The sequence below is a fragment of the Floridaenema flaviceps BLCC-F50 genome (genome assembly GCF_041929275.2).
Classification (GTDB): Bacteria; Cyanobacteriota; Cyanobacteriia; order Cyanobacteriales; family Aerosakkonemataceae; genus Floridanema; species Floridanema flaviceps.
Window position 1 is genome coordinate 849233 of the sequence record NZ_JBHFNR020000001.1, and the last position, 24895, is coordinate 874127.

A 24895-nucleotide genomic window follows, 5' to 3' on the forward strand; every position below is an offset into this window, starting at 1 on the left:
TTTAATCAAACTATCTCTGAATCTTCTGCGATTCAAAAACTAATATCAAATAAGTAAATTCTTCAGGCAATACTACCCCGCTTGCGAGTTTCCTTATAAGAAATTCCCACATTTTTCAATCCAGCTTTAATCATTTGTTGTTCCAAAAAAGCAAAGAAACGAGCGCGATCGTCCCCCTTAACTACCGCATGATTATGCGCCTCCGACAACGAAATTGGATAACCATAACCCTTTTGAATTTGTCCCAACATTAAACTTAAAGCTCGATCCAATAAAGTAGAATTTTCTGCTACCCAAGCAGGGAATTCTACTCTAGCAATTTCGCTTCCCACATGAACATAACAAAAATAAATTGTCTGAGTTTCCCCATATAAATTTAAAATTCGCATCGTACTTTTCCATAAAGGAGTACGTTGTCCAGGTTTTAAAATAGACAACCAAAATGGCGGATCTCGCAAAGCATCAAAAACCTGACAAGGCGGTTTTTTCTCATCCGCATCACCACAATTAACCACACAATTAGGAGTAGGATGAGGGCAAGCTTGTAAGCGAAGTAAATTTAAACTTTCCGTACTTCGAGACGCACTAATATAACCTATAAGGGGAACTTCTGCTAAACGAATTTGTTCCCAAGCTTCTAAAATTGGCGGTAAAATGCGATCGCAAGCATCCCCAGGTAAACCTTCCAAAAACCAATAAATTAACGAACCATCCACCAACGCTAAAGTTGGTACTTGAAAATTTCCCTCTCTTTGAGATTGTACCCAACTTGTAACTAACTCTGCTAAAGCGATCGCCTCCGAAACAGTCCGCCGATACCCCATCCATTCTTCAACTCGAATACCCCATTGGCGGGAAATATATAAATCTTCAGGTCGGTAAAAAACTTCCGGTAAACTATCTAATAAAGGGTATCTTCCTTGTCCATAATGAAACACCACCCGCCCAATATTTATCAAATAACAATAAGCAATTTCATGGTGACTCGGTGAAATTTGCGAACCATCTGTAGCAATAACCGTGTGAACTTTTGGCGGAATGGGAATATCAATACAACGATCTAAAGGTTCCACTGGAGTAGGTACAGAAAAAATCATGCGATCGCGCCATCTCTCCTGTATCTCCACTAACTCTTCCTGTCTAGCAGTCGCCTCCACCATCAACTTTTGCGCTATCTCTAACCGTTGACGACTAGCAACACTTTCCGCCGCTAAGTGTTCGCTTAAACCCTGCATTTGTCGCGCAATCTTTGTTAGATCTAGCATAGTTCTAAATTCTCACCACGCCCAGTTATCTTGCCATTTTACCGTACCTTCGGGAACTAAAATCCAGCGACGGTTAACCAAGTTTTCCCGCAACGGTTCTTGGTTTTCTCGCCACATCGCGTACTTGTATGCGATCGCCTTTCCCGCACTCTCATTAAACGGAATTTCGGCAAACCAAGTATTAGAATTAATATACTCTAACGGGTAAGCTTTACTAATATCCCAATTCCCTAACTCAGGACAATCTCCTGTCACCACAACTGTTTCCCCAAATTTAGTTTTTACTCCATTTAATTGGACTCGCGCAATAGTTTTTCCCTTAACTCTCTCTCCCAAATAACTGAGGATAATCATTTCTTTTCTCTTGAGTTCTAACCCTAGCAATTGTCCATTTTTAACTTCAAACTTCCGACCTGATAAAATGCAGATATATTCTCCATCTTCCAAATCAGTAGAAGGAATATCAATTTTCACATAATCACCTTTATTCATCGCCACAAAACAGCGAGAATCTCTATAACGGCGCACATAACAATACACATCAGGAGTCAAATATTTTTGTACCTGACTTCCCAAAGAAACCGCCGGATTTATTCTTCTTAATTTCGATAAAAGTTGCAAATCGTGATAAATTTGCGTATCCATATCCCACTTTTCCATCATTGGGCGATTGTATGGATCGTTGCCGCCATTTGTATCATTATGAAGATACTGTTCCGTACCATAATAAATACAAGGAATCCCCCGCGATGTCATAATTAAATTAACCGCCAATCTCAAAATTTCTGGGTCAGAATTCAAGCTTTGAAATCGTGGCATATCATGATTATCGATGAAAGTTATTAGTTCAGTGGCGCGATCGTACAAATAATCCAAATTCAACACATCTTGAATTAAATGAAAACCCCCTTCGCTATTTTTCGCTAACGCCGCCCGAACTCCTTCACACAAAGCAAAATCTAAAATAGACATTCCTGACTTATTGGTGAAATTCACAGATTTGCCATCCCAAGGTTTGCTAAAACCCCATTCACCAAAGATAAAAACCGAAGGTTTATGAGTTTGAATATCTCCAACAAATTCTTGCCAAAACCAAACAGGTAAATGTTTTACCGTATCCACGCGCAAAGCATCTACCCCACGATCTAACCATTGTTTAATAGCAGATTTAATATAATTACGATAATCAATATTACTCTCATTAAAAGTAGCTAATCCCGAAAGTTCGCAATATAAAAGTTGCCATTCATCTTCCCAATCAGTAATTTCCCCATTGTGATAATACCAATTCTTCACATCATTATAAAAATCAGCAATTAACACCCCATCATCATAAAGTTCCCCCTTATGTCCATTCACATCAGGACTACTATGATTACAAACAATATCTAAAATTAACTTCATTCCCCGTTTGTGCATTTCCTTAATCAATCGATCGAAAACATTGCATTCAAACAGAGAAGTAGACTCATTACTATTAACTAAACGGGGATTAATTCTTTTAAAATCTTTCGTCCAATAACCGTGCATTGCAGCAAAATCAAACTGTGATTCCTCCACTTGTTCAAACAAAGGAGACAACCAAATTGCCGTTACACCCATATTTTTTAAATAATCTAACTTATCAATAACCCCTTGCAAATCTCCGCCCCAATATTTCCCCCACTTTTGCTTAGTTGGATCGTAAAGTGCAGGATTTGGGCCAAGATTATTATCAGGGTCGCCATCATTAAAGCGATCGACAATAATAAAATAAATAGTTTCTTGACGAAATTCGATCGCCCGAGTAAACAAAAACTCAAAATCTGCGTACTTACTTGGTGTAACCTCTTTCGTATAAAAACCCGCCGCCGCCTTTGCAGCTGTACTATCAACTTTTAATTGAGAATCAGGAATTTGTACCATCAGATTAAACCTCCATTTCAATGAGAAATAGCCCTTCTCTTCCTCTTTCCTTCGCGTCCTTTGCGTCCTTTGCGGTTCAAAAAAATCCTAACTCAAAACTACCGCATAATCGGACTACCATGATGATTAATTAAATACCACTTTTGCCCCATCCGTTCAAAAATATTAGTTGCTAAAGACTTTGCTTGAGTTCTCCTCCCACCCAAAACCTGAAACACATTTTCCACCAACACCAAATAAGCCAAATCACCCCGAATTTCAGTAGTAACAATTTCTACATCGATTTCCACGTAACTAGTATTTTTAAATATTTGTTCCCAAGAATAACCGATTTCCTTCCAACCCCGCAAAACATTCCAACCAGGATGGACACAAACAGTCGCCACACCCTTAGACCAAATATTACCCATCGCCTCGATATCTTTCTTTTCAAAAGCGCGATAGAAAGCTTGGTTAGCCTCTAAAACATCATTACTATCTGTCATTATTTTTACAAACTAATAGTTAAACCCAAGCCGCAAAATCTTGCGTAAATTGATCAAGCGATAACAACTTAATTCGGTTATTATTTGCGATCGAATCCCGTATTTGCTGAGTATTGTAACCCCAATCAGCCAAAAATAACCTGACCGAAGCTAAATCCGATTCCTGTTCTACCAACTGCAACGCCTTCAATCTATCTTCCACAAACCAAATCTTAACCGCACTTCCACCCGCAGCGATTAACTCCCGCAAAATCTCATACTTCGGGCGTTTATATTCCTTCCCAATAATCCGTTCTTCCGGGATTTCCACACTTTGTTCTTGCAACAACTGACGAACAAAACGCCCCTCTTTCGTAGTGACAATGTAGATTTTAACTGAATTGGCGATCGCACTTTGCAACCTCTCGATCACGCCCGGATAAAACCGATGCAACCCCAACCAACCCCCTAAATCCTCACCAATCCACTCATCCCGTACCCCATCCAAAATCGCCCCCACCTCAGCAGCTTTCAACCCTTCCTCGCTAGTAATCTGCTGCGCCACACCTACCCAATCCGCCCAAATCCTCTCCTGGGAAACACCCAAAATCAACGCCCTTAACAAAATAGGCATTTCCCAACCCACCTCAATCACAGGGCGCAACCGATAAAAATCAGCCGCTAAACCCTCTGGAGGCGTTTCATCCGCAGGATGCCAAATTTTACAATAACTTCGCCAAGAAGTCTGAAAATACTCAATCAGCCCATCACAAACAACTCCATCAAAATCCAGAGCTAAAATAGTGGGACTAACTTCAGACATAAAAATACCCTCCTTCAAAATTGTGTGATTGAGAAGTGAGGGCGATGAACTGGGGTGCAAGGATTCGAACCTCGGAATGCCTGGACCAAAACCAGGTGCCTTACCGCTTGGCGACACCCCATTGCGTTAACCTTGTTTATATTAGCACTCAGTTACCTAGTTTTGTCAAGAAATTGAGTAAGAATTTTTTAAGCTTTTTCTTAAGTCCGTTGTGAACACTTCAGTGTTCTAACGCTAAAGCGTTCACAACCAACCCGTTTGTTGTGAACACTTCAGTGTTCTAACGCTAAAGCGTTCACAACCAACCCGTTTGTTGTGAACACTTCAGTGTTCTAACGCTAAAGCGTTCACAACCAACCCGTTTGTTGTGAACACTTCAGTGTTCTAACGCTAAAGCGTTCACAACGAACCTTAAGCTGGGTAAATCCGCAACCGTCGATTAGGTTCATCACCAAAGCTAGAAGAACGCAAGCGGTAATGTTCCACCAACTCATGCTGCATTTTCCGCACCGTTGCAGAACGAGGTAGCAACTCCACAGGTTGTCCCTTCGGAATCACAATCTGTTCCACCGCTAACCTAGCCTCTTCCAGCGCCTCAATTTCGTCATTGCTGCCATTCTTAGTAAACAGCCGCAAATCTGGTATATCCAGCAGTTCACCCTCATCGATATGCAACATCCGTTGCAAACCGTGAGTAATTTCCGCTACAGTGCTAGCCTTAATCGTGTGGATCGGAATATGACGCGCTTTGGAAATTTGCCGCAGTTTCGAGTGATTTTTTACATGGGATCTCAGCGCCAAAACCGCATCCGCCCCATCTAAATCCTTAGTTAAAACAATTGGCAACTTCAACACATCAATTACTTGATCGAGTTGATGACGACTAATCCCATAAGGATAGATATGCAGTGGCAAATCTTCCCCATTCGGACCCGCCATAAACTCATCTTCAGCAAAAGCAAAATCTCGCTTAAAACCACCCTTTTGGAAAGAAGCATCCAACAATTGCTCAAAGCTTTGCTTTTGGGTCAAAACTTCTGGTTTAGCTGAAGAAACAGGAGTCATTTGTCCCGAAGCACGCCAACCATTAGGTTTCCAAGTAGGTGTAGATTGAGGTTGATGGGCAGAAATTGGGTTAACAGGTAACTCCCTGGTAATTTTCACTTCCCCAGCTTCGTTCACAGTCCGCACTTGCAAACTCGGTTGTCTTCCGCGCAGCAAGCTATCTACTGTATCCGCAGTACTTTCGTGAACTACCCAGCGTTCCCGTTCCATCATTTCGACGGCAATTTCAAAAGTTGGCGGTGCTTTGCGTTCCAAAACCGTCTTTTGCGAACCCCTGCGCCGCGCCTCTTCGTCACCCAAGGTAACAGCTTGAATTCCCCCTACCAAATCTGACAAAGTAGGGTTTTTAATCAAGTTTTCGATGCGATTACCGTGAGCCGTACCAACTAACTGTACGCCTCTTTCGGCAATGGTACGCGCCGCTAACGCCTCTAACTCTGTGCCAATTTCATCAATGACAATTACCTCTGGCATATGGTTTTCCACAGCCTCAATCATCACTTGATGTTGTAATTCTGGGCGGGCGACTTGCATCCGTCTTGCTCTTCCGATCGCAGGGTGAGGAATATCACCATCGCCAGCAATTTCGTTAGAGGTGTCGATAATTACCACCCGCTTGTCTAATTCATCCGCTAAAACACGGGCAATTTCTCTCAAAGCGGTGGTTTTACCCACGCCCGGACGACCTAGCATCAAAATAGACTTGCCAGTTTCTACCAAGTCTCGGATCATGCCGATCGTACCGAAAATCGCTCGACCCACACGACAAGTTAAACCAATAATCTCATCCGTGCGGTTGCGAATCGCACTAATCCGATGTAGGGTTTGCTCAATGCCTGCTCGGTTATCGCCGCTAAAATGCCCTACCCGACTAATGCAATAACTCAAATCTTCCCGTGAAACAGGCTGTTCGGAAAGATATTCAGCTTTGCCAGGAAAACGCGCTTCAGGTCGCCGCCCCAAATCTAATACTACTTCTACCAAAGTATCTTTTAATGGGTGCTGCTCCACAGCCAGTCTAATATCCGCTGGCAAAATTTCTAGTAACTTATGAAGATCGTCTGTAATCAGTTTTTTTCCCACGGTAACGTCTTTAACACTCTTTGTTAATTCTGGATTTGCCTGTTGATTCAGTTGACTTGTACCGTTGGAATTGATCATCTTGATTGGCATGAGCAATTGGCGATAAAGGGAATTGTTTGTTGACGCAAATCTCTGTAGTCAAGCTTGTAATACAAAAATCTTGCCGACGATGCCAGATTATGCCCTAGCTAGACCTTAGAACCTGGATATTGTTAAATTCAGAGTATTGACTTTCATACTACAATCATACTTCAATTTCATCGGTTGTCAGCCTACTTTTTGAGGTTGGATGATTTAATTTGGGAAACCAAAGTATCAGCTAAAGCCACAGCTTGCCAGAGAAGTTCGGGATAATCTTCCAAATTGACTCTTGGTTGTGGTAATATAATCGATGCACTTAAAGAGTCGGTTTTCGTGGCTACTGTCTCTAGCCGATCGAGGATTGGCGATAACATTACACGAGCAAAGCTACCATAAGCAATCCCAGCAATATAGTTTTGGGATTTAGTGAAATATTGCGGACTAGGATTTGCGGGTGAGGTGGCTACTCGATCGCCTAACTTAGAATTAAGCAGATCAACTGTCTTTAGTTTACTAACTGTGTGGTTATTAGTACCTCCTGCTAATTGAACATATCCGGGTAAACCTGCGGCTAAAACCTTTTGTCCTAGTTTAATGGCAGCATGAGTCGTTCCCGCACCGATATCGCCACTCATGGGACGACCATCGGTTTGCCAAATTAACTCACAAGGCAAAGGTTTGATTAAATCATACAGCGACCAGAGGTAGTTAATTAGACCTTCTCCATCGGGACAACTAATGGCAACTACTTTGAGTTGATTTACCCAAGGAGCGATCGCACTCCACAGCCTTTGGAAATCTGCTAACCTACCAACTTGAGTATGAATTTCCACCGCATCAACAGATGTTTGGAACACCAAAGGCGCGACAGCTTCCGGTGTGGAAACATAAGCACGAGTGAAAATCAAGTTGCTAGGGCAAATTGGTATACATCTACCACATCCGTAACATAATTGATCCAAAACTCCAGAAAAATTATTATTTAGGCGATCGAACACGATCGCTTCCGCCGGACAAATACTTTCACAAGGACGGGGACATTGAGTTGGACATTCACTAGCATCAAACTCCGCCTTCCGAAAATGGGGATCTTCCCCATCATTCAAACTGGTCATTAACAAAGGCAAACTTTTAAAGCCAAACCCTCGCCGTTGAGCTTCTTCGCCAAAAATCACCGCCGTCTCCAGCGCCTCTTTCGCCGCTGCAATCACAGCTGGATCGGCTGCAACATCAATACAATCCGCACCTGCTAAGGTGTAAACCAATGTTAGGTTTCTTACAGCTGGGAGGTGTTGGAAACTGGCTCCGCAGATTAACTTAAACCAGTGACCTTCCCTGAGAGAATGTAAAGGAGAGTAAATATTTGTCACACTTTTATATTAACACCAAGTCCGTTGTCACGACTTCAGTCGAGTCCGTTGTAGCGACTTCAGTCGTTACCTTTTCCAGACAGAAGCACTAAAGTGCTTACAACAGACTAGGACTAAAGTGCTTACAACAAACAGCTAATCATTAATTGCATTGAGCAACACTTCTGCTAAAGTCATATCTGCCATATCATCCATTGTCACTGTATCGCAAATATCAAACTTCGCTCCCGCACCTTGCAAATCATCATCCAACGCTTTTAAAAACCGACTTGCGGTAGCATCTGAACCTACTTGAATCATCGAAATTGCTAACTCTTCATCTCTATCCATTTGGCGCGATGCTTCAATAATTACTCGCATTACACCTTTGCGATCGTCCGGTTCCCCATCAGTAACAACTAAAATTGTCTCTCCACCCGCTTTAGTTTGTCCAGAAGCTTTGCGCTGAAAATATTGCTTAACTGCATCTTCCAAAACTCCAGCCAAATTAGTTGTACCAGCCGGATCGTTTTCTTGAAAAATTTGCTCAACCTTACTGGAAGTTACATTTTCATAACGCTTAAATCGACTAGAAAATAAGTAAACCGTAATCCCATCCGGGTCAAACTGTTCGCATTTTCTCGCCAATGCTAAAGTAGATTCTTGTGCAGCTTCCCAACGACTCCTTCCACCAACTTGATCGGGAGTAGACATACTGCCACTTTTGTCAATTATTAATGTATAATCTCGGTCTTGCATATTAATAACCTCTTTGGGGATTGGGGATTGGGGATTGGGGACTGGGGACTGGGAAAGAATTTTCAGATTAAAAGAGTCTCTGAATTACTTACTAATATGTAATAATCCCTCCGATTCTCCAGTCCCGAACAAAAAGTAATGGATAATCAACCAGAGAAAATCTTATCAATTACCCATTACCAATTTTACCTAATCGGTAATCGCATTCATCAACACTTCACTTAAAGTGAAACCTTCCATATCATCCAAGGTGATTGTATCTACAATGTCAAACTTTGCTCCCGCAGCTTGCAACTCATCATCTAATGCTTTCAAGAAACGAGTAGCTGTTTGATCTTTACCAACTTGAATCAAGGAAATTGCTAATTCTTCATCTTTATCTATTTGGCGCGATGCTTCAATAATTACTCGCATTACCGCTTTGCGATCGTCCGGTTCCCCATCCGTAATTACCAAAATTGTCTCACCATTTGGCTTAGTTTCCCCCGATTGTTTCCGCTTTAAATAGCTATCAGTAGCATCTTTTAAAACACCTGCCAAGTCAGTAGTTCCAGAAGGATCGTTTTCTCGGAAAATCTGATCGACTTTATCCGATGTCACATTATCGTAACGCCTAAAACGACCGGAAAATAGATAAACCGTAATCCCATCTGGATCGAACTGTTCGCATTTTCTAGCTAATGCTAAAGTTGACTCTTGTGCAGCTTGCCAACGAGTTCTATTACCCAGTTGATCTGGGGTAGACATACTACCGCTTTTGTCAATAATTAATGTATAGTCGCGTTCTTCAAGCATAGAACCTCCAGCCCATACAAGACAACTCGAAAAACTTTTTCTCGTTCCTCATCTAGCCTATCCTACTCTCTAAAAATAAAATTGACAAAGCTAGAAAAATTTCAGAAATATTAAGAGTGAGATGGTGCGTTATGTTATCACGCTTCGCACCCTACAAATAGCTCATACGTAGGGTGCGTATAGCCTGCGGCATTTAAGAAAAACGCCAGTGTAACGCACCATGCCACTGAGTTATTAAGATTGGGTTTCTTTTAAAGCTTGCAAGTAATCAATGGCTGCTTCTAATTTTGATGAATAACTATAGGCAAATTCTTCAAACCAAAGACCTTCAGCCGATCGCGGATTTAACTTCTTCAACCAAGCTTCTGCTTCTTTAGTTAAAGCTTGTCTTTGCTGTTGTTTGATTCTTTCTTGTTTAATTTTTTCCTCTTGGATTTGTTGTTGCCTCTTCAGTTCTTCAGCTTTGTCCTGTTCCGCAAATTCAGCTTTAATCTGTGAAAGTAAAGCATCTTCCGGTGAAGAAGGAGAGAAAGATTTTCGACCTGATGTTGCTGGCGGTGGTAGATTTGGTAATTTAGGCTCGATCGCTTTCTCTTTTCCCACAGGAGGTTGCTTTTTCTGTTGCCCTGGATTATCCTTTTCTTGATACTCAGATTTTAACTGAGCCAATATATCATCTATTGATTCCATAATTCTTTAGCCCTCATACTGCTAATCACTAAATTGCAGAATCTCTCCAGCCAAACTATTAATCAACAATTGCATTTAACAGCACTTCGGTCAAAGTCATATCTTCCATATCATCAATAGTAACTGTGTCTACAATGTCAAATTTTGCCCCCGCACCTTGCAACTCATCATCTAAAACTTTTAAGAATGTTCTTGCTTGTTGATCGTTGCCAACTTGAATAAAAGTAATCGCTAACTCTTCATCTTTATCCATTTTGCGCGATGCTTCAATAATTACGCGCATTACCGCTTTGCGATCGTCCGGTTCCCCATCCGTAACTACAACAATTGTTTCCCCATTTAGTTTAGTTTGTCTCGCAGCTTTCCTCCGAAAATAATCATTAGTTGCATCTAAAAGCACACCAGCTAAATCTGTTCTTCCAGAAGGTTCATTCTCCCGGAAAATATCTTTAACTCTACTCGCAGTAACATTATCGTAACGCTTGAATTTTCCTGAAAATACGTAAACCGTCAACCCATCAGGGTCTAATTCTTCACACTTACTCGCAATAGCTATAGTAGATTCTTCCATCGCCGCCCAGCGACTCTTACCACCAGGCTGATCTTTAGTAGCCATACTACCACTTTTGTCAATAATTAATGTATAATCTCGATTCTCTAACATAAATCTTATCTCCATTAAATATTTCTATTTCCAAGGTATCAAAACCTCAGACTTATCTACCTTCACCCAAAAGAACAAGCAGGGGAGAGTTAAAGTCTCCCCTGCTTCCCTCTGGTACGTTGTTGCGCTGTCTTCGCTAAAGCGCAACAACATACTCTTATGCAGCAGCTAAGGTATTTGCTAAAGGTTCCCAGCGGAAATAGCGATCGCCACCCATCTCCACCGCCAACTTCACTCGCGGCTCCATCTTCGGTAACATTGTTAAATACTCAATCTCCTGACGAGACAAAATGTGTCCCTCAATGATCCACAGCAACAGTCCCTTAGACTTAGGCGGTAGCTGTTCCAGTTGAGTACTCAGCAGAGGTGGTAAATAGTAGATATAACCTACAGCCGCACCAGAACCTAAGCTTTTCTTACCCAAATGTGGCGGACGTACCCCATGCACCCCAGTCAAGTAAGCACTTAGATCGCCTAAACCTTTAGCAGAAATGTTCAAGCTTGTATAGCCCGCTGCCCTGATCCGCCTTTGGTAACGACCCTCAAAACCCCCTTCTAGTGGCACATAGAGTGCTAGCGCCCCAGAACTTTCCAAATCTTTAATCAGTTGACTACCAGTTGTAATTAATGCCATAAATTCGTCTTCTATCGCCTGTGGCTAACTGCCCGATCGCTTCATGAAGCTTTAAATATAGTAATTTTAGTCCTTGATTAGCCAATCCAGAAATAACACTTACTTTTCATTGCCATAGATAAAAGCAAAATATCTTTGTCATCATCTAGACAATTCTTAAAATATGGTCTATAGTAAACAATTGTGGTCAAGTGCGATTCGTTCTCTCAAAACACTACTTAGTTAGATGGGGAGAGAGGCTGGTTTCAACAGAACCTAGACAACTTCATGTTCATGAGGGTTAAATTCCCTTCCTCCAAACCACAGGAGTGAATACATAGTCCCACATTTTCGGGGATGGTATCCCGGACTTGCGGTGCATGGGCTAAATGACGGTAACTCGAAGCTAATAGAGAATCCCGGCTAGTGGAGTTAGACAAGGTTAACGCATAGTGAATCTAGTAAGAACCATCGTAAAATTACGTGCATGGAAATTAGCTGTCAAAGACATCCAAATTGATGTCTCCCTTAGAGGGTAGATGGTCGCAACAGGGTAGTTCCTGAGCAACTGAGTCAACCATATCGGGTTCACCAGCACGGAATAAAAAGGGAGGCTAGGCTGTTCATAATTTTGTTCGTATGAATGTCGTGGTGAAAACAGCCCCCGGTGGATACTAGAAACCTAAATCTGACGCGAAATGAACATGAGGAACGAAGTAACTCTTTAATTTCTCTGCAAAAGCCCCCGAAAGGGGGAGTCTGTAGGATATACCCCAGACAATTAAATAGGAACCTATCACATTCCATCTATCCTACAACTAAAACTAAGCAGCAGGTTAACCAGACCGTATGGATTAAAGAGAAGGACATCCTAAAAAGCCAAAGCTGTGGGTAACGCCATAGATATGCAGACGTAGGATGAGCGTTGTGGAGGCTCCCAAAGTAGTAACTCTGGATATGCCTAAGACTCCAGTACTGACTGAGAGTGGGATGAAAACCGTTATGCGTACAGTGAACCAATGACTGACATTCCCGTAATTGCCCGGATGTAAAGGCGATAGCAAAGCGTCGAACGGTCTAGTAGTCATCAAGGCGGTAACAGGATAGGAGCGAACCAATAGGAGTTAAGGTCTAACGGAGTAATCCAACGGACTATTGTTGACAAAGCAACCACACGCAGGAGCCGGATGAGGTTGGAAACTCTCAAGTTCGGTTCTGAATTAGAGGTGAAAGATAGCGATATCTTCATCGACTATAACAATTTCAGTAACTCTGCTCTCGCTCAAGAGTGGCAAGGATACTTGAATAGAGCCAACCGGATAGATGCGCTCGGTCAACTTTGGCAGTTGTAACACCAACAGCTTGAGCCAAAGAGTAACCAAAAAGTGGGCGGTACTGTCAAGTAAACGAACAAGCCACATTATTTTATCTGGCTAAACAAAAGGATACTGAGTAGGGACACGGCATCATAAATATTTTGGACACACGGATAAAATTAATTATGCCGTGTCCCTACTTAAGTCCCAGTGCCAGCGAAAAATGACCAGGCTAGTGCTTGGCCTACCAAACAGCTTTAAATAGCAAGTTTACGCTAATAATCGGACTTCCAAGAAGTAAATCTTTGGGAAGTCCAATAATAGTCTGATTGTCATCTTGCTCAGGTTACACCATCTCATCTAAAAGACCGAACATCTGGAAACAGTTCAATTACATTCGACTGAAGTCCAGAAGAGTGTAGTCAAGAAAACGGGTTCTCCAAAAGGGAATCTGGCGAATTGTAGTGCGTAAATAAAGGAGAAACCACGTACTGTGGCGATCGGAATCCTCGGCACCAAATTAGGCATGACCCAAATCTTTGACTCAGCAGGAAAAGCCATTCCTGTCACCGTAGTTCAAGCAGGCCCATGCCCCGTAACGCAGATTAAGACCAAAGAAACAGACGGTTATACTGCAATCCAACTCGGATTCGGCGAAGCTAGTTCCAAGGCAATCAACAAGCCAGAAAAAGGACACTTAGCCAAATCTAACAGTGCGCCCTTGCGTCACCTGCGCGAGTATCGCTTGGATAATCCCAGTGAATATCAGCTGGGTCAAGAAATTAAAGTAGATATATTTGCCCCAGATCAAATCGTGGACGTTGCTGGTACAAGTATTGGTAAAGGCTTTGCCGGATATCAAAAACGCCACAACTTTAAACGGGGGCCAATGGCTCACGGTTCCAAAAACCATAGATTGCCCGGTTCTACGGGTGCTGGTACGACACCAGGAAGAGTCTATCCCGGTAAGCGGATGGCAGGACGTTTAGGCGGAGAGCGAGTCACCATTCGCAAACTAACAGTAGTTAGCGTCGATGCTGAACGCAACTTGATTTTAATCAAGGGAGCATTGCCCGGTAAACCAGGTGCTTTGCTCAGTATTACACCAGAGAAAAAGGTCGGCAAATAGTTAATGAGTTATTAGTCATTAGTCATTAGTTATTATCTTTAACCCAATGACAAATAACCAATGACAAATGACAAATGACGAATAACAAAGGACAAAGAATATGGTTAACTGTGTAGTAAAAAACTGGGAAGGGCAAGAAGTTGGGCAAGCAACTTTAGAGTTGAAAGTTGCTAAAGAAGAGAATGCCTCTCACATTGTCCACCGCGCACTGGTACGGCAAATGACCAATGCACGGCAAGGAACAGTCAGCACCAAAACTCGATCGGAAGTGAGTGGTGGCGGTCGCAAACCTTGGCGACAAAAAGGAACCGGACGCGCTAGAGCAGGTTCTATCCGTTCTCCATTGTGGCGTGGTGGTGGTGTAATCTTCGGGCCAAAACCCAGAGAATTTAACATCAACATGAACCGCAAAGAACGGCGGTTGGCTCTAAGAACAGCATTAATGAGCCGGGATGCGGATCTGATAGTAATCGAAAGTTTTGCTGAAAAATTTCCTCGACCCAAGACCAAAGAGTTAGTAACGGCACTTACTCGTTGGGGTGTAGAACCAGAAACAAAAGTTTTGTTGATTGTTTCAGAAAAAGACGAAAACCTTTACTTATCAGCCCGGAATATTGCCAAGTTGAAATTAATTTCAGCTGATTGCTTGAACGTCTACGATTTACTGTGGGCCGATAAGTTAGTGACGACACCCCAAGCTTTGGCAAAAATACAGGAGGTCTACAGTGAGTGAGTACGATCCTCGCTACCTTGCCGATATAGTTTATCGCCCGATCGTAACTGAAAAAGCAACTATTCTCATGGAGCAGAATAAGTACACTTTTGAAGTTGTACCCAAAGCGACTAAACCGGAAATTAAGGCAGCGATCGAGAATTTGTTTGATGTCAAAGTGGTAAGTGTAAACACCATTTTGCCACCGAGAAAACAACGTCGAGTCGGCAAGTTTGTTGGGTTTAAGGCTAGATACAAAAAAGCGATCGTCACCATAGCACCCGACGACGTAGAAAAAGTTAGACAAACCCTGTTCCCAGAAGTTTAATCCCCCTTGCACGAGAGCAAAACTTCTTACCCAGAACTGAGGACGCAAAAAAAATGGGCACCCGTTCCTTTAGGCCATACACACCCGGTACTCGACAATGTACCATCTCTGATTTCTCTGAAATTACCAAGAGCGAACCAGAGAAATCCCTAACAGTATCAAACCATCGGCCAAAAGGTCGCAACAATCGCGGTGTAATCACCAGTCGTCGTCGTGGTGGTGGACACAAACGCCTCTACCGCATCGTTGACTTTCGTCGCGACAAACACAACATCCCCGCCAAAGTAGCAGCAATAGAATACGACCCCAACCGTAATGCACGGCTGGCTCTACTGTTCTACAGAGACGGTGAAAAGCGTTACATCATTCATCCCAACGGTTTAGCAGTAGGAACGGAAATAATCTCCGGGCCAGAAGCTCCCTTTGAAATCGGTAACGCGCTACCTTTGGGTAACATCCCCTTGGGTACCAACGTTCACAACGTAGAACTAGTAGCAGGTAAAGGCGCTCAAATCGTCCGTGCTGCTGGCGCTACCGCCCAAGTCGTAGCCAAAGAAGGGAACTACGTCACCCTGAAACTGCCATCAGGCGAAGTTCGCATGATTCGCCGGGAATGCTACGCCACGATCGGTCAAGTAGGCAACCTCGACGCGAGAAACCTCAGCACCGGAAAAGCAGGTCGAAATCGTTGGAAAGGTCGCCGTCCCAAAGTTAGAGGTAGCGTGATGAACCCTGTAGACCACCCACATGGAGGTGGTGAGGGTAGAGCACCGATCGGTAGAAGTGGGCCAGTCACACCTTGGGGTAAACCAACCTTGGGTGCAAAAACTCGCAAACCGAAAAAACCCAGCAGCAAATTAATCGTGCGTCGTCGCCGCAAAGCGTCTAAACGCGGTCGTGGCGGTCGTGATGCTTAGAATTTTAGATTTTAGATTTTAGATTTTAGATTACAAAAGCAGAAAACATCTAAAATTTCAAAATCTAAATCCAGAATTAAAAATCCAAAATCCAAAATCCAAAATCCAAAATCGAACTATGGGTCGATCATTAAAAAAAGGGCCTTTCGTTGCCGATCATTTGATGAGCAAAATTGAAGCCTTAAACGAAAGAAAAGAAAAACAAGTAATCAAAACTTGGTCTAGGGCTTCTACCATCCTGCCGCAAATGGTAGGTCATACCATCGCCGTACACAACGGTCGTCAGCACGTACCAGTTTACATTTCTGACCAGATGGTGGGACATAAATTAGGCGAATTCGCGCCAACTCGCACCTTTAAGGGGCATTCCAAAAAAGATGTTAAAGCTCGTCGATAAATTGTTTTGTCATTAGTCATTGGTCATTGGTCATTGGTCAAGAGATTAACAAATGAAAAGTGGCAAATAACGAATGACAAAAGTGGAGAAAAATATGGCTGACAGTACTGAAATAAAAGCGATCGCACGTTACATACGAATGTCACCGTATAAAGTACGTCGCGTTCTCGATCAAATTCGTGGGCGCTCCTATCGGGATGCTTTAATCATTCTGGAGTTCATGCCCTACAAAGCTTGTGAACCAGTCCTCAAAGTATTGCGTTCCGCCGTTGCCAACGCCGAAAATAACGCAGGCTTAGACCCCCAAAAACTAGTCGTCAGCACCGCCTTTGCTGATGGTGGCCCTAGCCTAAAACGGTTTCGCCCTAGAGCGCAAGGACGTGCATACCAAATTCGCAAGCCAACTTGTCACATCACAGTTGCCGTTGCGGAAGCAGAACAATAACTAGGAGGAAAGATTTTTAGATTTAGATTGCAGATCGCAAAACCCCAAAATCTAAAATCTAAAATCTAAAATCTAAAATCACGTTGAGGACGTATCAGTGGGACAAAAAATTCATCCAGTTGGTTTTCGTTTAGGCATCACCCAAGAGCACCGCTCTCGGTGGTTTGCCAACCCATCTCGATACCCGGAGATCTTAGAAGAAGATCATAAAATCCGCCAGTATGTCGAGAAAAAACTCAATCAAGAACAGAAAGCTGGCATTTCCGATGTCAAAATCGAACGGAAAGCCGACCAAATCGATTTAGAAATTCGTACTGCTAGACCTGGTGTAGTAGTTGGAAGAGGCGGTACCGGAATTGAAAATCTGCGACTCGGACTACAACAAGCTCTGGGTAACAATCGTCAAATCCGCGTCAACGTTGTCGAAGTCACAAAAGTTGATGCTGACGCTAACTTAATCGCAGAATACATCGCCCAACAATTAGAAAAACGGGTTTCCTTCCGTAGAGTAGTTCGCCAAACCATTCAACGCGCTCAAAGAGCCGGAATCGAAGGCATCAAAGTCCAAGTCAGCGGTCGTTTAAACGGCGCAGAAATCGCTCGGACTGAATGGACAAGAGAAGGTCGCGTACCTTTGCATACCTTACGGGCAGATATCGATTTTGCATATCAGACCGCTAAAACCATTTATGGCATTTTGGGCGTAAAAGTCTGGGTTTTCAAAGGTGAAATTATCCCCGGACAAGAACGAGTAGAACCTGCTCCCGCTCCCGGTGGAAATAATCGCCGTCGCCAGCCAAACAAACGCCGCCAGCAGTTTGAAGACCGTTCTAATGAGGGATAAAGAGTATGTTAAGTCCTAAAAGAACAAAATTCCGTAAACAACAACGCGGGCGGATGACAGGTTTGGCTTTTCGGGGTGGTGACCTTAACTTCGGTGATTTCGGTCTGCAAGCCCTAGAACCAGCTTGGATCACCTCTCGACAAATAGAAGCCAGTCGTCGGGCGATGACTCGCTACATTCGTCGGGGTGGCAAAATCTGGATTCGGATTTTCCCTGACAAACCTGTAACGATGCGCCCCGCAGAAACTCGGATGGGTTCCGGTAAAGGTGCTCCTGAGTTTTGGGTAGCGGTAGTGAAGCCGGGAAGAATCATGTTTGAAATCACTGGTGTACCCGAAGAAACCGCTCGTGAAGCTATGCGTTTGGCTGCTAATAAGTTGCCAATTAAAACTAAATTTGTCGTGCGTTCTCAGGAGCAGGTGTAAAGATGCCTTTATCCAAGATTTCTGAAGCCAGAGACTTATCCGATGCTGAACTAGCCAAGGAAATACTCGAAATTAAACAACAATTGTTTAAGTTGCGCTTACAAAAAGCAACTCAAAAGTTGGATAAGCCACACCAGTTTAAACACGCTAAACATCGTCTAGCTCAATTATTGATGGTGGAAGGCGAACGTCAAAAAGCAGCTGCTCAAGGGAAACCAGAAGCAGAATAGGAGTAGAGAGCAATGGCTGTTAAAGAAAGAGTCGGATTAGTTGTTAGTAACAAGATGGATAAAACGGTGGTGGTGGCGATCGAAAACCGTTCCCCTCACCCCAAATACGGCAAAATCGTGGTGCGAACCAAAAAGTATAAAGCCCACGATGAGGAAAATAAGTGTAACGAAGGCGATCGCGTTCGCATCAGAGAAACTCGTCCTTTAAGCCGTACCAAACGCTGGGAAGTTGCCGAAATTCTCTAAGTAGTCAGGCGGTAATCGGTAATCGGTAATCGGTAAATAGGTAATCGCAAAAAACCAACTACCAACTACCAACTACCAACTACCAATTCCCAATTCACTAGTTTCCAATTCCCCAATCCCAAAGCTATGATTCAACCCCAAACCTACCTCAATGTTGCTGATAATAGCGGAGCCAAACAATTAATGTGTATCCGGGTTTTAGGTGCCGGAAACAGCCGCTATGGTCATGTGGGTGATGTGATTATCGCCGTCGTTAAAGACGCAATCCCCAACATGGCAGTGAAAAAATCAGACGTAGTGCGGGCAGTCATCGTGCGTACCAAAAAAGCTATGCGTCGCGAAAGCGGCATGAGCATTCGTTTCGACGATAACGCCGCCGTGATCATCAACGCCGATGGCAACCCCAAAGGCACTCGCGTTTTCGGTCCCGTAGCCCGGGAACTACGCGACAAAAACTACACCAAAATAGTTTCCCTCGCCCCGGAGGTGCTGTAATGCCTCAAAGTAAAAAAGCCCAAAAAGAACGTACTAAACTGCACGTTAAAAAAGGCGACACCGTACAAGTAATCTCCGGCAAAGATAAAGGCAAAGTCGGAGAAATTATTCGGGCAATACCTGAAGAAAGTCAGGTAGTAGTTCAAGGTGTCAACATCAGAACTAAGCACGTTAAACCCCAACAAGAAGGTGAATCTGGTCGCATCATTACTTTTGAAGCACCAATTCACAGTTCTAATGTCATGCACTATTCCACCAAGCAAAATGTCGCTAGTCGCGTTTGCTATACCTTTAATGAAGCTGGTAAAAAAGTGCGGATGTTGAAGAAAACTGGGGAAATTCTCGACAAATAAAACCGATCGGGATTTAAGGATTTACTTGATGAACGGGATTGATAATTTGATTGGTCGAATTGACTAGAATTAATCCAAAATCCCTAAATCTAAAAGCTAAAATCTAAAAGCTAATATTTCCTGACCAAGCCCAGGAAAAACAGGTAAAACCAATGACACAAAAACTAAAAACCACTTACCAAGAAACAATTGTTCCCAAACTCAAAGAACAATTCAATTACACGAATATTCATCAGGTACCGAAGATCGTTAAAGTCACCCTGAACCGAGGTTTAGGAGAAGCGGCTAGTAATGCCAAAGCTTTGGAATCTTCACTGACTGAAATTGGTTTAATTGCTGGTCAAAAACCAGTAGTCACCAGAGCAAAAAAAGCGATCGCAGGTTTTAAAATCCGTGAAGGAATGCCAGTGGGAATTATGGTGACTTTACGGGGCGATCGAATGTATGCTTTTCTCGATCGATTAATCAACCTAGCACTACCCCGGATTAGAGACTTTCGCGGAATCAGCCCTAAAAGCTTCGATGGTCGTGGTAACTACAGCTTAGGCGTAAGAGAACAACTGATATTTCCCGAAATCGAATACGACAGAATCGACCAAATTCGTGGCATGGACATCTCCATTATTACCACAGCCAAAACCGACGAAGAAGGCCGCGCCTTACTCAAGGCTTTTGGGATGCCATTCCGCGATCAATAAGGAGGAAAAGATGGCGGTAAACGACACAATTGCAGATATGCTAACGCGCATCCGCAACGCAAACTTAGCGCGGCATCAAACCACAAAGGTTCCCGCAACAAGAATGACTCGCTCAATAGCCAAAGTTTTACAAGATGAAGGTTTCATTGGTGAGTTTGCTGAGGATGGCGAAGGTGTACAAAAACATCTGGTAATTTCTTTGAAATATAAAGGAAAAAATCGCTCTCCCGTTATTACTGCTCTCAAAAGAGTTAGTAAACCTGGATTACGAGTTTACTCAAATCGCAAAGATTTACCGAGAGTTTTGGGTGGAATTGGGATTGCGATCATCTCTACTTCTAGTGGGATTATGACCGATCGCGAAGCCCGTCGCCAAAATGTAGGTGGAGAAGTGCTTTGCTATGTCTGGTAAAGTCAAAAGTCATTAGTCATTTGGTCATTAGTTAATAGTTAACTAAGATTCGCTTTCCCGACTAGTTATAGAGAACTCCTACAAATGACAAATGACATAAGACATAAGACATAAGACAAGTGATAAATCACAGAGGAAAAATTTGTCATGTCTCGGATTGGTAAGCGTCCTATTAGCGTACCTAATAAGGTTACAGTGGCAATTGAAGACCAAAAAATTGCCGTCAAAGGGCCAAAAGGAGAATTATCTAGAGTTCTCCCCCAAGGAATCATCGTGCAGCAAGAGGGAGAAACCTTAAACGTGCTGCGGGACAACGACTCCCGCACACTCCGTCAGCTACACGGTTTATCTCGCACCTTAGTCGCCAACATGGTAGAAGGTGTTTCCAATGGATTCCAACGCCGTTTAGAAATTCAAGGGGTTGGTTATCGGGCTAGAGTAGATGCTGGCAATTTGGTTTTAGTTGTCGGCTACAGCCACGAAGTCAAAATTGAACCACCACCCGGCATCCAAATGGCAGTGGAAGGTAACGTAAACGTCACAGTTAGTGGCATCGACAAAGAACTAGTGGGTAATCTGGCAGCTAAAATTCGTGCCGTCCGCCCACCAGAAGTTTACAAAGGCAAAGGCATTCGCTATGCCGGAGAAGTAGTCAGACGCAAAGCTGGTAAAGCTGGTAAGGCAGGGAAGAAATGAAGCTTACTCGCAGAGAATCAAAAGAAAATCGCCATCGCCGGATTCGTCGCAAGGTTTTTGGTACGCCGGAACGTCCCAGATTGGCAGTGTTTCGTTCCCACGAGCATATTTATGCTCAGGTAATCGACGATACTCAACATCACACCTTAGTTGCTGCTTCTACAGTAGAACCATCCTTAAGAGAAAGTTTGGACTCCAAATCTACTTGTGCAGCTTCCACCGAAGTAGGTAAATTAATCGCCCAGCGTTCTCTAGAAAAAGGCATTCAAAAAGTTGTCTTTGACCGGGGTGGTAATATTTATCACGGTCGGATTAAAGCTCTAGCTGACGCAGCCCGTGAAGCTGGATTAGATTTTTAATTGTCATTAGTCATTGGTCATTGGTCATCTGTGAAAGAAACAACAAATGACTTATAACAAGTGACAAATGACAAATAACAAACAATCAAGGAAAAAATATGGCAGAAAAAGAGAAAGGTCGCGGTAAAAAAGGCAGCCGCACTAAAGAAAAAGAGACTACCTGGCAAGAACGGGTGATTCAAATCCGTCGGGTCAGCAAAGTAGTTAAGGGTGGGAAAAAACTTAGCTTCCGTGCGATCGTAGTCGTAGGCAACGAACGCGGTCAAGTCGGAGTCGGAGTTGGCAAAGCTAGCGACGTAATCGGCGCAGTTAGAAAAGGCGTAGCTGATGGGAAAAAACACTTAATTGATATTCCCCTCACCAAGTCTAATTCCATTCCTCACCCCATCAAAGGCAAAGGCGGCGGAGCCAAAGTGATGATGCGTCCAGCAGCCCCAGGTACAGGGGTAATCGCAGGTGGCGCAGTCCGTACCGTGTTGGAATTAGCCGGAGTCCGCAACATTCTAGCCAAACAACTCGGCTCTAGCAACCCTCTGAATAACGCCAGAGCTACCGTTAACGCCCTAGAAACCCTGAGAACTTTTACAGAAGTAGCTGAAGACCGGGGAATCCCACTAGAAAATATTTTCGGTTAGTTATTGGTCATGAGTCATTAGTCATTGGATAAAAGAATCAATCTCATTTCTACAAATGACAAATGACAAATAACAAATGACAAATGACTAAAAAACTAAGGAAAAAAGACTATGAGACTAAATGATGCTCTGCCTAAAGAAGGCTCAAAAAAACGCCGTCGCCGTCTAGGTCGGGGTGTTTCTGCTGGACAAGGTGCTAGCGCTGGTAAAGGGATGCGCGGTCAAAAAGCTCGTTCTGGTGGCAGCACTAGACCCGGATTTGAAGGTGGACAACAACCCCTGTATCGCCGTTTACCCAAGTTAAAGCACTTTACGGTAATTAATCCTCGCCAGTACACTACGATCAATGTAAGTAAACTGGCATCCCTCCCAGCTAACACTGAAGTAACCCTGGATTCGCTCATAGAAGCTGGTATCATCACAGGTAACAATGGGCCACTCAAACTCTTGGGAGATGGAGAGTTAAACGTAGCTTTGCGAGTAACAGCCGCAGCTTTTACAGCTGGAGCCCGCAGCAAAATTGAAGCCGCAGGTGGCACTTGTGAAGTGGTAGAGAAGACCAGAGGTTAACCTAAGACCTAGCTATTGCCAGGATACAATGCTCGTCACACGCTAGGCGATCGCCAAGAGGTAAACCGGAAATTATGATCAGTCGAGAAAAAGCTCCCACGGCTCAGGAGACATTCGCTCAAATGGCCCAAGCAGCCGGACTTCGCGGTAGGCTGCTTGTCACTCTAGGACTGTTAATTTTGGTAAGATTGGGCGTTTTCTTACCAGTACCAGGAATTAATCGCGAAGCATTTAGAGCGCAAGTGCAAAATAGCCCCTTAGTTGGCTTGTTGGATTTGTTCTCTGGAGGCGGTATCGTTGCCTTGGGTATTTTTGCCTTGGGTATTCTGCCTTTCATTAATGCTTCGATTATCTTGCAGCTACTCACCGCCGCCCTTCCTTCTTTAGAAAATCTCCAGAAAAATGAAGGGGAAGCAGGTCGCCGGAAGATTTCCCAGTGGACACGCTATGTAGCTCTGGTATGGGCTGTAATTCAAAGTATCGGCATTTCTATTTGGGTCAGCCCGTTTGCAGAAGGAGGCAATCCCGGATTTTGGTTCTATGCCAAAACCGTTATCGCTCTCACCGCAGGCTCTATGTTTGTGATGTGGGTATCTGAAGTGATTACAGAGCGTGGACTTGGTAATGGCGCTTCTCTGCTGATTTTTCTAAATATTGTGGCAGTTGTACCAAAGTCTTTCGCCGCTACCATTGATTTGGCTCAAACAGGCGGTAGAGAAATTATCGGTAAGGTAATCATTCTCTTGGTTGTATTCCTGGTGATGATCGTCGGGATTGTTTTTGTCCAAGAAGGTAGTCGCCGGATTCCGATTATTTCTGCACGTCGCCAAGTTGGACGCAAGATGTATTTGGAAAAAAGCAGTTACTTGCCTTTGCGTTTGAATCAAGGCGGAGTGATGCCAATTATCTTTGCCTCTGCTGTACTATTTTTACCTGCTTCTTTGGGAAACTTTGTCCAAAATGAAACTTTAAATAGAATAGCAGCGACTTATCTGAATCCTAGTAGTCCAGTTTATGTGATTACTTATTTGGTGTTGATTCTTTTCTTTAGCTATTTCTACTCTACTTTGATTGTCAACCCAGTAGATTTGGCACAAAACCTCAAGAAAATGGGTTCTAGTATTCCCGGTATTCGTCCTGGTAAAGCTACTAGCGAATATGTGGAAAGAGTTCTCAACCGTTTGACTTTTTTAGGTGCGGTTTTCTTGGGTATGGTGGCAATTATCCCTACAGCAGTGGAAAGTGCTACTGTGGGAACTTTTAGAGGGTTGGGCGCAACTTCTCTGTTGATTCTGGTTGGTGTGGCGATCGATACGTCAAAACAAATCCAGACTTATGTAATTTCTCAACGATATGAAGGAATGGTGAAAGAGTAGTGGCAGTGACGCGATTGATTTTTCTGGGAGCGCCTGGGGCGGGTAAGGGAACTCAAGCACAAAAAGTAGCCCAGTTATGCAATATTCCCCATATTTCTACTGGGGATATTTTACGCAATGAGGTGGCTCAAGGTACTGATTTAGGCATCCAAGCTAAGTCATATCAAGAAAAGGGCGAACTTGTTCCAGACCAACTGATTTTGGATATGGTAAGCCATAGATTATCTGAGTCTGATGCTCAGTCAGGTTGGATCTTAGATGGGTTTCCTCGCAATGTGGCTCAAGCTAAGTTTTTGGATGAACTGCTTACGAAATTACAGCAAAAATGCGATCGCGTAATCAACCTAGAAGTCCCAGATCAAATCATCGTCGATCGGTTGCTCAAACGCGGTAGAAAAGATGATAGCGAAGAAGTAATTCGTCGTCGTTTGGAAGTTTATCGCGAACAAACCGCTCCTTTAATTGATTACTATAGCCAGCGTCAGCTACTTGTCTCTGTTCAAGGTAATCAGTCGATGGAAGAAGTTACAGCTTCTTTGAAAAAAGCTGTCGATTTGAGTTGCTAGCAATCATGCTTTTTCCCTGATAAATTGAATGGGTTCTCAACCAACCCATTCAAAAATCTCTCCCTGGTATCGTCAGGTGAAGAGCAACCAGGAAATTTGCTAAGTTATGTTAAAATGTGCTAGGGTTCGCCCTGTGTCGCCCAAGAAAAATCATCCGATCGCAGTTTCAATCATATAAATTGTCGAATTG

Annotated in this window: 32 protein-coding genes and 1 tRNA gene; 21 read left to right on the top strand and 12 right to left on the bottom strand. The window is 43.4% G+C overall.

Going from position 1 to position 24895, the window contains the following annotated elements:
• Positions 1–62: 62 nt before the first annotated feature.
• From ACE1CI_RS03990 to ACE1CI_RS04045, 12 genes are all read right to left on the bottom strand, one after another.
• Positions 63–1265 (bottom strand): DNA double-strand break repair nuclease NurA, encoded by a 1203-nt coding sequence (locus ACE1CI_RS03990; protein WP_413268279.1) that lies wholly within the window; start codon positions 1263–1265, stop codon positions 63–65.
• Positions 1266–1277: 12 nt separating this feature from the next.
• Complete coding sequence (locus ACE1CI_RS03995) at positions 1278–3170, bottom strand: alpha-amylase family glycosyl hydrolase (protein WP_413268278.1); 1893 nt, start codon at positions 3168–3170, stop codon at positions 1278–1280.
• Between the two features lie 98 nt (positions 3171–3268).
• The gene (locus ACE1CI_RS04000; RefSeq protein ID WP_413268277.1) at positions 3269–3655 is read right to left on the bottom strand and encodes a nuclear transport factor 2 family protein; all 387 of its coding nucleotides are present in this window, start codon (positions 3653–3655) and stop codon (positions 3269–3271) included.
• Positions 3656–3674: 19 nt separating this feature from the next.
• A complete protein-coding gene (locus tag ACE1CI_RS04005; RefSeq protein WP_413268276.1) occupies positions 3675–4457 on the bottom strand; it encodes an HAD family hydrolase in 783 nt (260 codons plus the stop codon).
• Between the two features lie 49 nt (positions 4458–4506).
• Positions 4507–4578, bottom strand: a tRNA-Gln gene (locus ACE1CI_RS04010).
• A gap of 290 nt (positions 4579–4868) precedes the next feature.
• Entirely contained in the window at positions 4869–6695 is a 1827-nt protein-coding gene (locus ACE1CI_RS04015) for a R3H domain-containing nucleic acid-binding protein (RefSeq protein WP_413268275.1), read from the bottom strand.
• Positions 6696–6877: 182 nt separating this feature from the next.
• Positions 6878–8056, bottom strand: coding sequence for a circadian clock protein LdpA (ldpA, locus tag ACE1CI_RS04020; protein ID WP_413268274.1), 1179 nt, complete (start codon positions 8054–8056; stop codon positions 6878–6880).
• Between the two features lie 135 nt (positions 8057–8191).
• Entirely contained in the window at positions 8192–8794 is a 603-nt protein-coding gene (locus ACE1CI_RS04025; protein WP_413268273.1) for a vWA domain-containing protein, read from the bottom strand.
• A gap of 189 nt (positions 8795–8983) precedes the next feature.
• Positions 8984–9589: a vWA domain-containing protein gene (locus ACE1CI_RS04030; RefSeq protein ID WP_413268272.1), complete on the bottom strand. Its 606-nt coding sequence runs from the start codon at positions 9587–9589 to the stop codon at positions 8984–8986.
• 234 nt (positions 9590–9823) lie between these two features.
• Positions 9824–10279 (bottom strand): salt stress protein, Slr1339 family, encoded by a 456-nt coding sequence (locus tag ACE1CI_RS04035; protein WP_413268271.1) that lies wholly within the window; start codon positions 10277–10279, stop codon positions 9824–9826.
• 58 nt (positions 10280–10337) lie between these two features.
• Positions 10338–10943 carry a vWA domain-containing protein gene (locus ACE1CI_RS04040; RefSeq protein ID WP_413268270.1) on the bottom strand — a complete coding sequence of 202 codons (606 nt, stop codon included), beginning with the start codon at positions 10941–10943 and terminating at the stop codon, positions 10338–10340.
• Between the two features lie 157 nt (positions 10944–11100).
• Entirely contained in the window at positions 11101–11577 is a 477-nt protein-coding gene (locus tag ACE1CI_RS04045; protein WP_413268269.1) for an NAD(P)H-quinone oxidoreductase subunit N, read from the bottom strand.
• A 1166-nt stretch (positions 11578–12743) separates the two neighbouring features.
• Between ACE1CI_RS04045 and ACE1CI_RS04050 the strand changes: the two genes are divergently transcribed.
• The 21 genes from ACE1CI_RS04050 to ACE1CI_RS04150 all read left to right on the top strand — a co-directional run bounded on the left by ACE1CI_RS04050 (position 12744) and on the right by ACE1CI_RS04150 (position 24705).
• Positions 12744–12908 (top strand): hypothetical protein, encoded by a 165-nt coding sequence (locus tag ACE1CI_RS04050; protein ID WP_413268268.1) that lies wholly within the window; start codon positions 12744–12746, stop codon positions 12906–12908.
• Between the two features lie 457 nt (positions 12909–13365).
• Complete coding sequence (gene rplC, locus ACE1CI_RS04055; protein WP_413268267.1) at positions 13366–14001, top strand: 50S ribosomal protein L3; 636 nt, start codon at positions 13366–13368, stop codon at positions 13999–14001.
• 100 nt (positions 14002–14101) lie between these two features.
• On the top strand, positions 14102–14734 hold the full coding sequence (gene rplD, locus ACE1CI_RS04060; protein ID WP_413268266.1) for a 50S ribosomal protein L4: 633 nt from the start codon (positions 14102–14104) through the stop codon (positions 14732–14734).
• Complete coding sequence (locus ACE1CI_RS04065) at positions 14727–15041, top strand: 50S ribosomal protein L23 (protein WP_413268265.1); 315 nt, start codon at positions 14727–14729, stop codon at positions 15039–15041. The genes rplD and ACE1CI_RS04065 overlap by 8 nt, the downstream gene beginning before the upstream one ends.
• 53 nt (positions 15042–15094) lie before the next feature.
• Positions 15095–15958 (top strand): 50S ribosomal protein L2, encoded by an 864-nt coding sequence (gene rplB / locus ACE1CI_RS04070; RefSeq protein ID WP_413268264.1) that lies wholly within the window; start codon positions 15095–15097, stop codon positions 15956–15958.
• A gap of 118 nt (positions 15959–16076) precedes the next feature.
• Positions 16077–16355, top strand: a complete 279-nt coding sequence (gene rpsS / locus ACE1CI_RS04075) for a 30S ribosomal protein S19 (protein ID WP_193980734.1) — start codon at positions 16077–16079, stop codon at positions 16353–16355.
• Between the two features lie 94 nt (positions 16356–16449).
• Positions 16450–16800 carry a 50S ribosomal protein L22 gene (gene rplV / locus ACE1CI_RS04080; RefSeq protein WP_413268263.1) on the top strand — a complete coding sequence of 117 codons (351 nt, stop codon included), beginning with the start codon at positions 16450–16452 and terminating at the stop codon, positions 16798–16800.
• Positions 16801–16897: 97 nt separating this feature from the next.
• On the top strand, positions 16898–17644 hold the full coding sequence (gene rpsC / locus ACE1CI_RS04085) for a 30S ribosomal protein S3 (RefSeq protein ID WP_496615227.1): 747 nt from the start codon (positions 16898–16900) through the stop codon (positions 17642–17644).
• 5 nt (positions 17645–17649) lie between these two features.
• A complete protein-coding gene (gene rplP / locus ACE1CI_RS04090) occupies positions 17650–18069 on the top strand; it encodes a 50S ribosomal protein L16 (protein WP_413268261.1) in 420 nt (139 codons plus the stop codon).
• Between the two features lie 2 nt (positions 18070–18071).
• Complete coding sequence (rpmC, locus tag ACE1CI_RS04095) at positions 18072–18299, top strand: 50S ribosomal protein L29 (protein WP_413268260.1); 228 nt, start codon at positions 18072–18074, stop codon at positions 18297–18299.
• Positions 18300–18311: 12 nt separating this feature from the next.
• Complete coding sequence (rpsQ, locus tag ACE1CI_RS04100; protein ID WP_413268259.1) at positions 18312–18545, top strand: 30S ribosomal protein S17; 234 nt, start codon at positions 18312–18314, stop codon at positions 18543–18545.
• 126 nt (positions 18546–18671) lie between these two features.
• On the top strand, positions 18672–19040 hold the full coding sequence (gene rplN, locus ACE1CI_RS04105) for a 50S ribosomal protein L14 (protein WP_413268258.1): 369 nt from the start codon (positions 18672–18674) through the stop codon (positions 19038–19040).
• Positions 19040–19393, top strand: coding sequence for a 50S ribosomal protein L24 (gene rplX, locus ACE1CI_RS04110; protein ID WP_413268257.1), 354 nt, complete (start codon positions 19040–19042; stop codon positions 19391–19393). Before rplN ends, rplX begins: the two co-directional genes overlap by 1 nt.
• A gap of 152 nt (positions 19394–19545) precedes the next feature.
• Positions 19546–20091 (top strand): 50S ribosomal protein L5, encoded by a 546-nt coding sequence (gene rplE / locus ACE1CI_RS04115; RefSeq protein WP_413268256.1) that lies wholly within the window; start codon positions 19546–19548, stop codon positions 20089–20091.
• Between the two features lie 10 nt (positions 20092–20101).
• Positions 20102–20503: a 30S ribosomal protein S8 gene (rpsH, locus tag ACE1CI_RS04120; RefSeq protein WP_413268255.1), complete on the top strand. Its 402-nt coding sequence runs from the start codon at positions 20102–20104 to the stop codon at positions 20501–20503.
• A gap of 147 nt (positions 20504–20650) precedes the next feature.
• On the top strand, positions 20651–21199 hold the full coding sequence (rplF, locus tag ACE1CI_RS04125) for a 50S ribosomal protein L6 (RefSeq protein WP_413268254.1): 549 nt from the start codon (positions 20651–20653) through the stop codon (positions 21197–21199).
• A complete protein-coding gene (rplR, locus tag ACE1CI_RS04130; protein WP_413268253.1) occupies positions 21196–21558 on the top strand; it encodes a 50S ribosomal protein L18 in 363 nt (120 codons plus the stop codon). The genes rplF and rplR overlap by 4 nt, the downstream gene beginning before the upstream one ends.
• 98 nt (positions 21559–21656) lie before the next feature.
• The gene (gene rpsE / locus ACE1CI_RS04135) at positions 21657–22193 is read left to right on the top strand and encodes a 30S ribosomal protein S5 (RefSeq protein ID WP_413268252.1); all 537 of its coding nucleotides are present in this window, start codon (positions 21657–21659) and stop codon (positions 22191–22193) included.
• Between the two features lie 111 nt (positions 22194–22304).
• On the top strand, positions 22305–22763 hold the full coding sequence (rplO, locus tag ACE1CI_RS04140) for a 50S ribosomal protein L15 (protein WP_413268251.1): 459 nt from the start codon (positions 22305–22307) through the stop codon (positions 22761–22763).
• A gap of 71 nt (positions 22764–22834) precedes the next feature.
• A complete protein-coding gene (secY, locus tag ACE1CI_RS04145; RefSeq protein ID WP_413268302.1) occupies positions 22835–24139 on the top strand; it encodes a preprotein translocase subunit SecY in 1305 nt (434 codons plus the stop codon).
• Between the two features lie 5 nt (positions 24140–24144).
• Complete coding sequence (locus ACE1CI_RS04150; RefSeq protein ID WP_413268250.1) at positions 24145–24705, top strand: adenylate kinase; 561 nt, start codon at positions 24145–24147, stop codon at positions 24703–24705.
• The last annotated feature ends 190 nt before the right edge of the window (positions 24706–24895 follow it).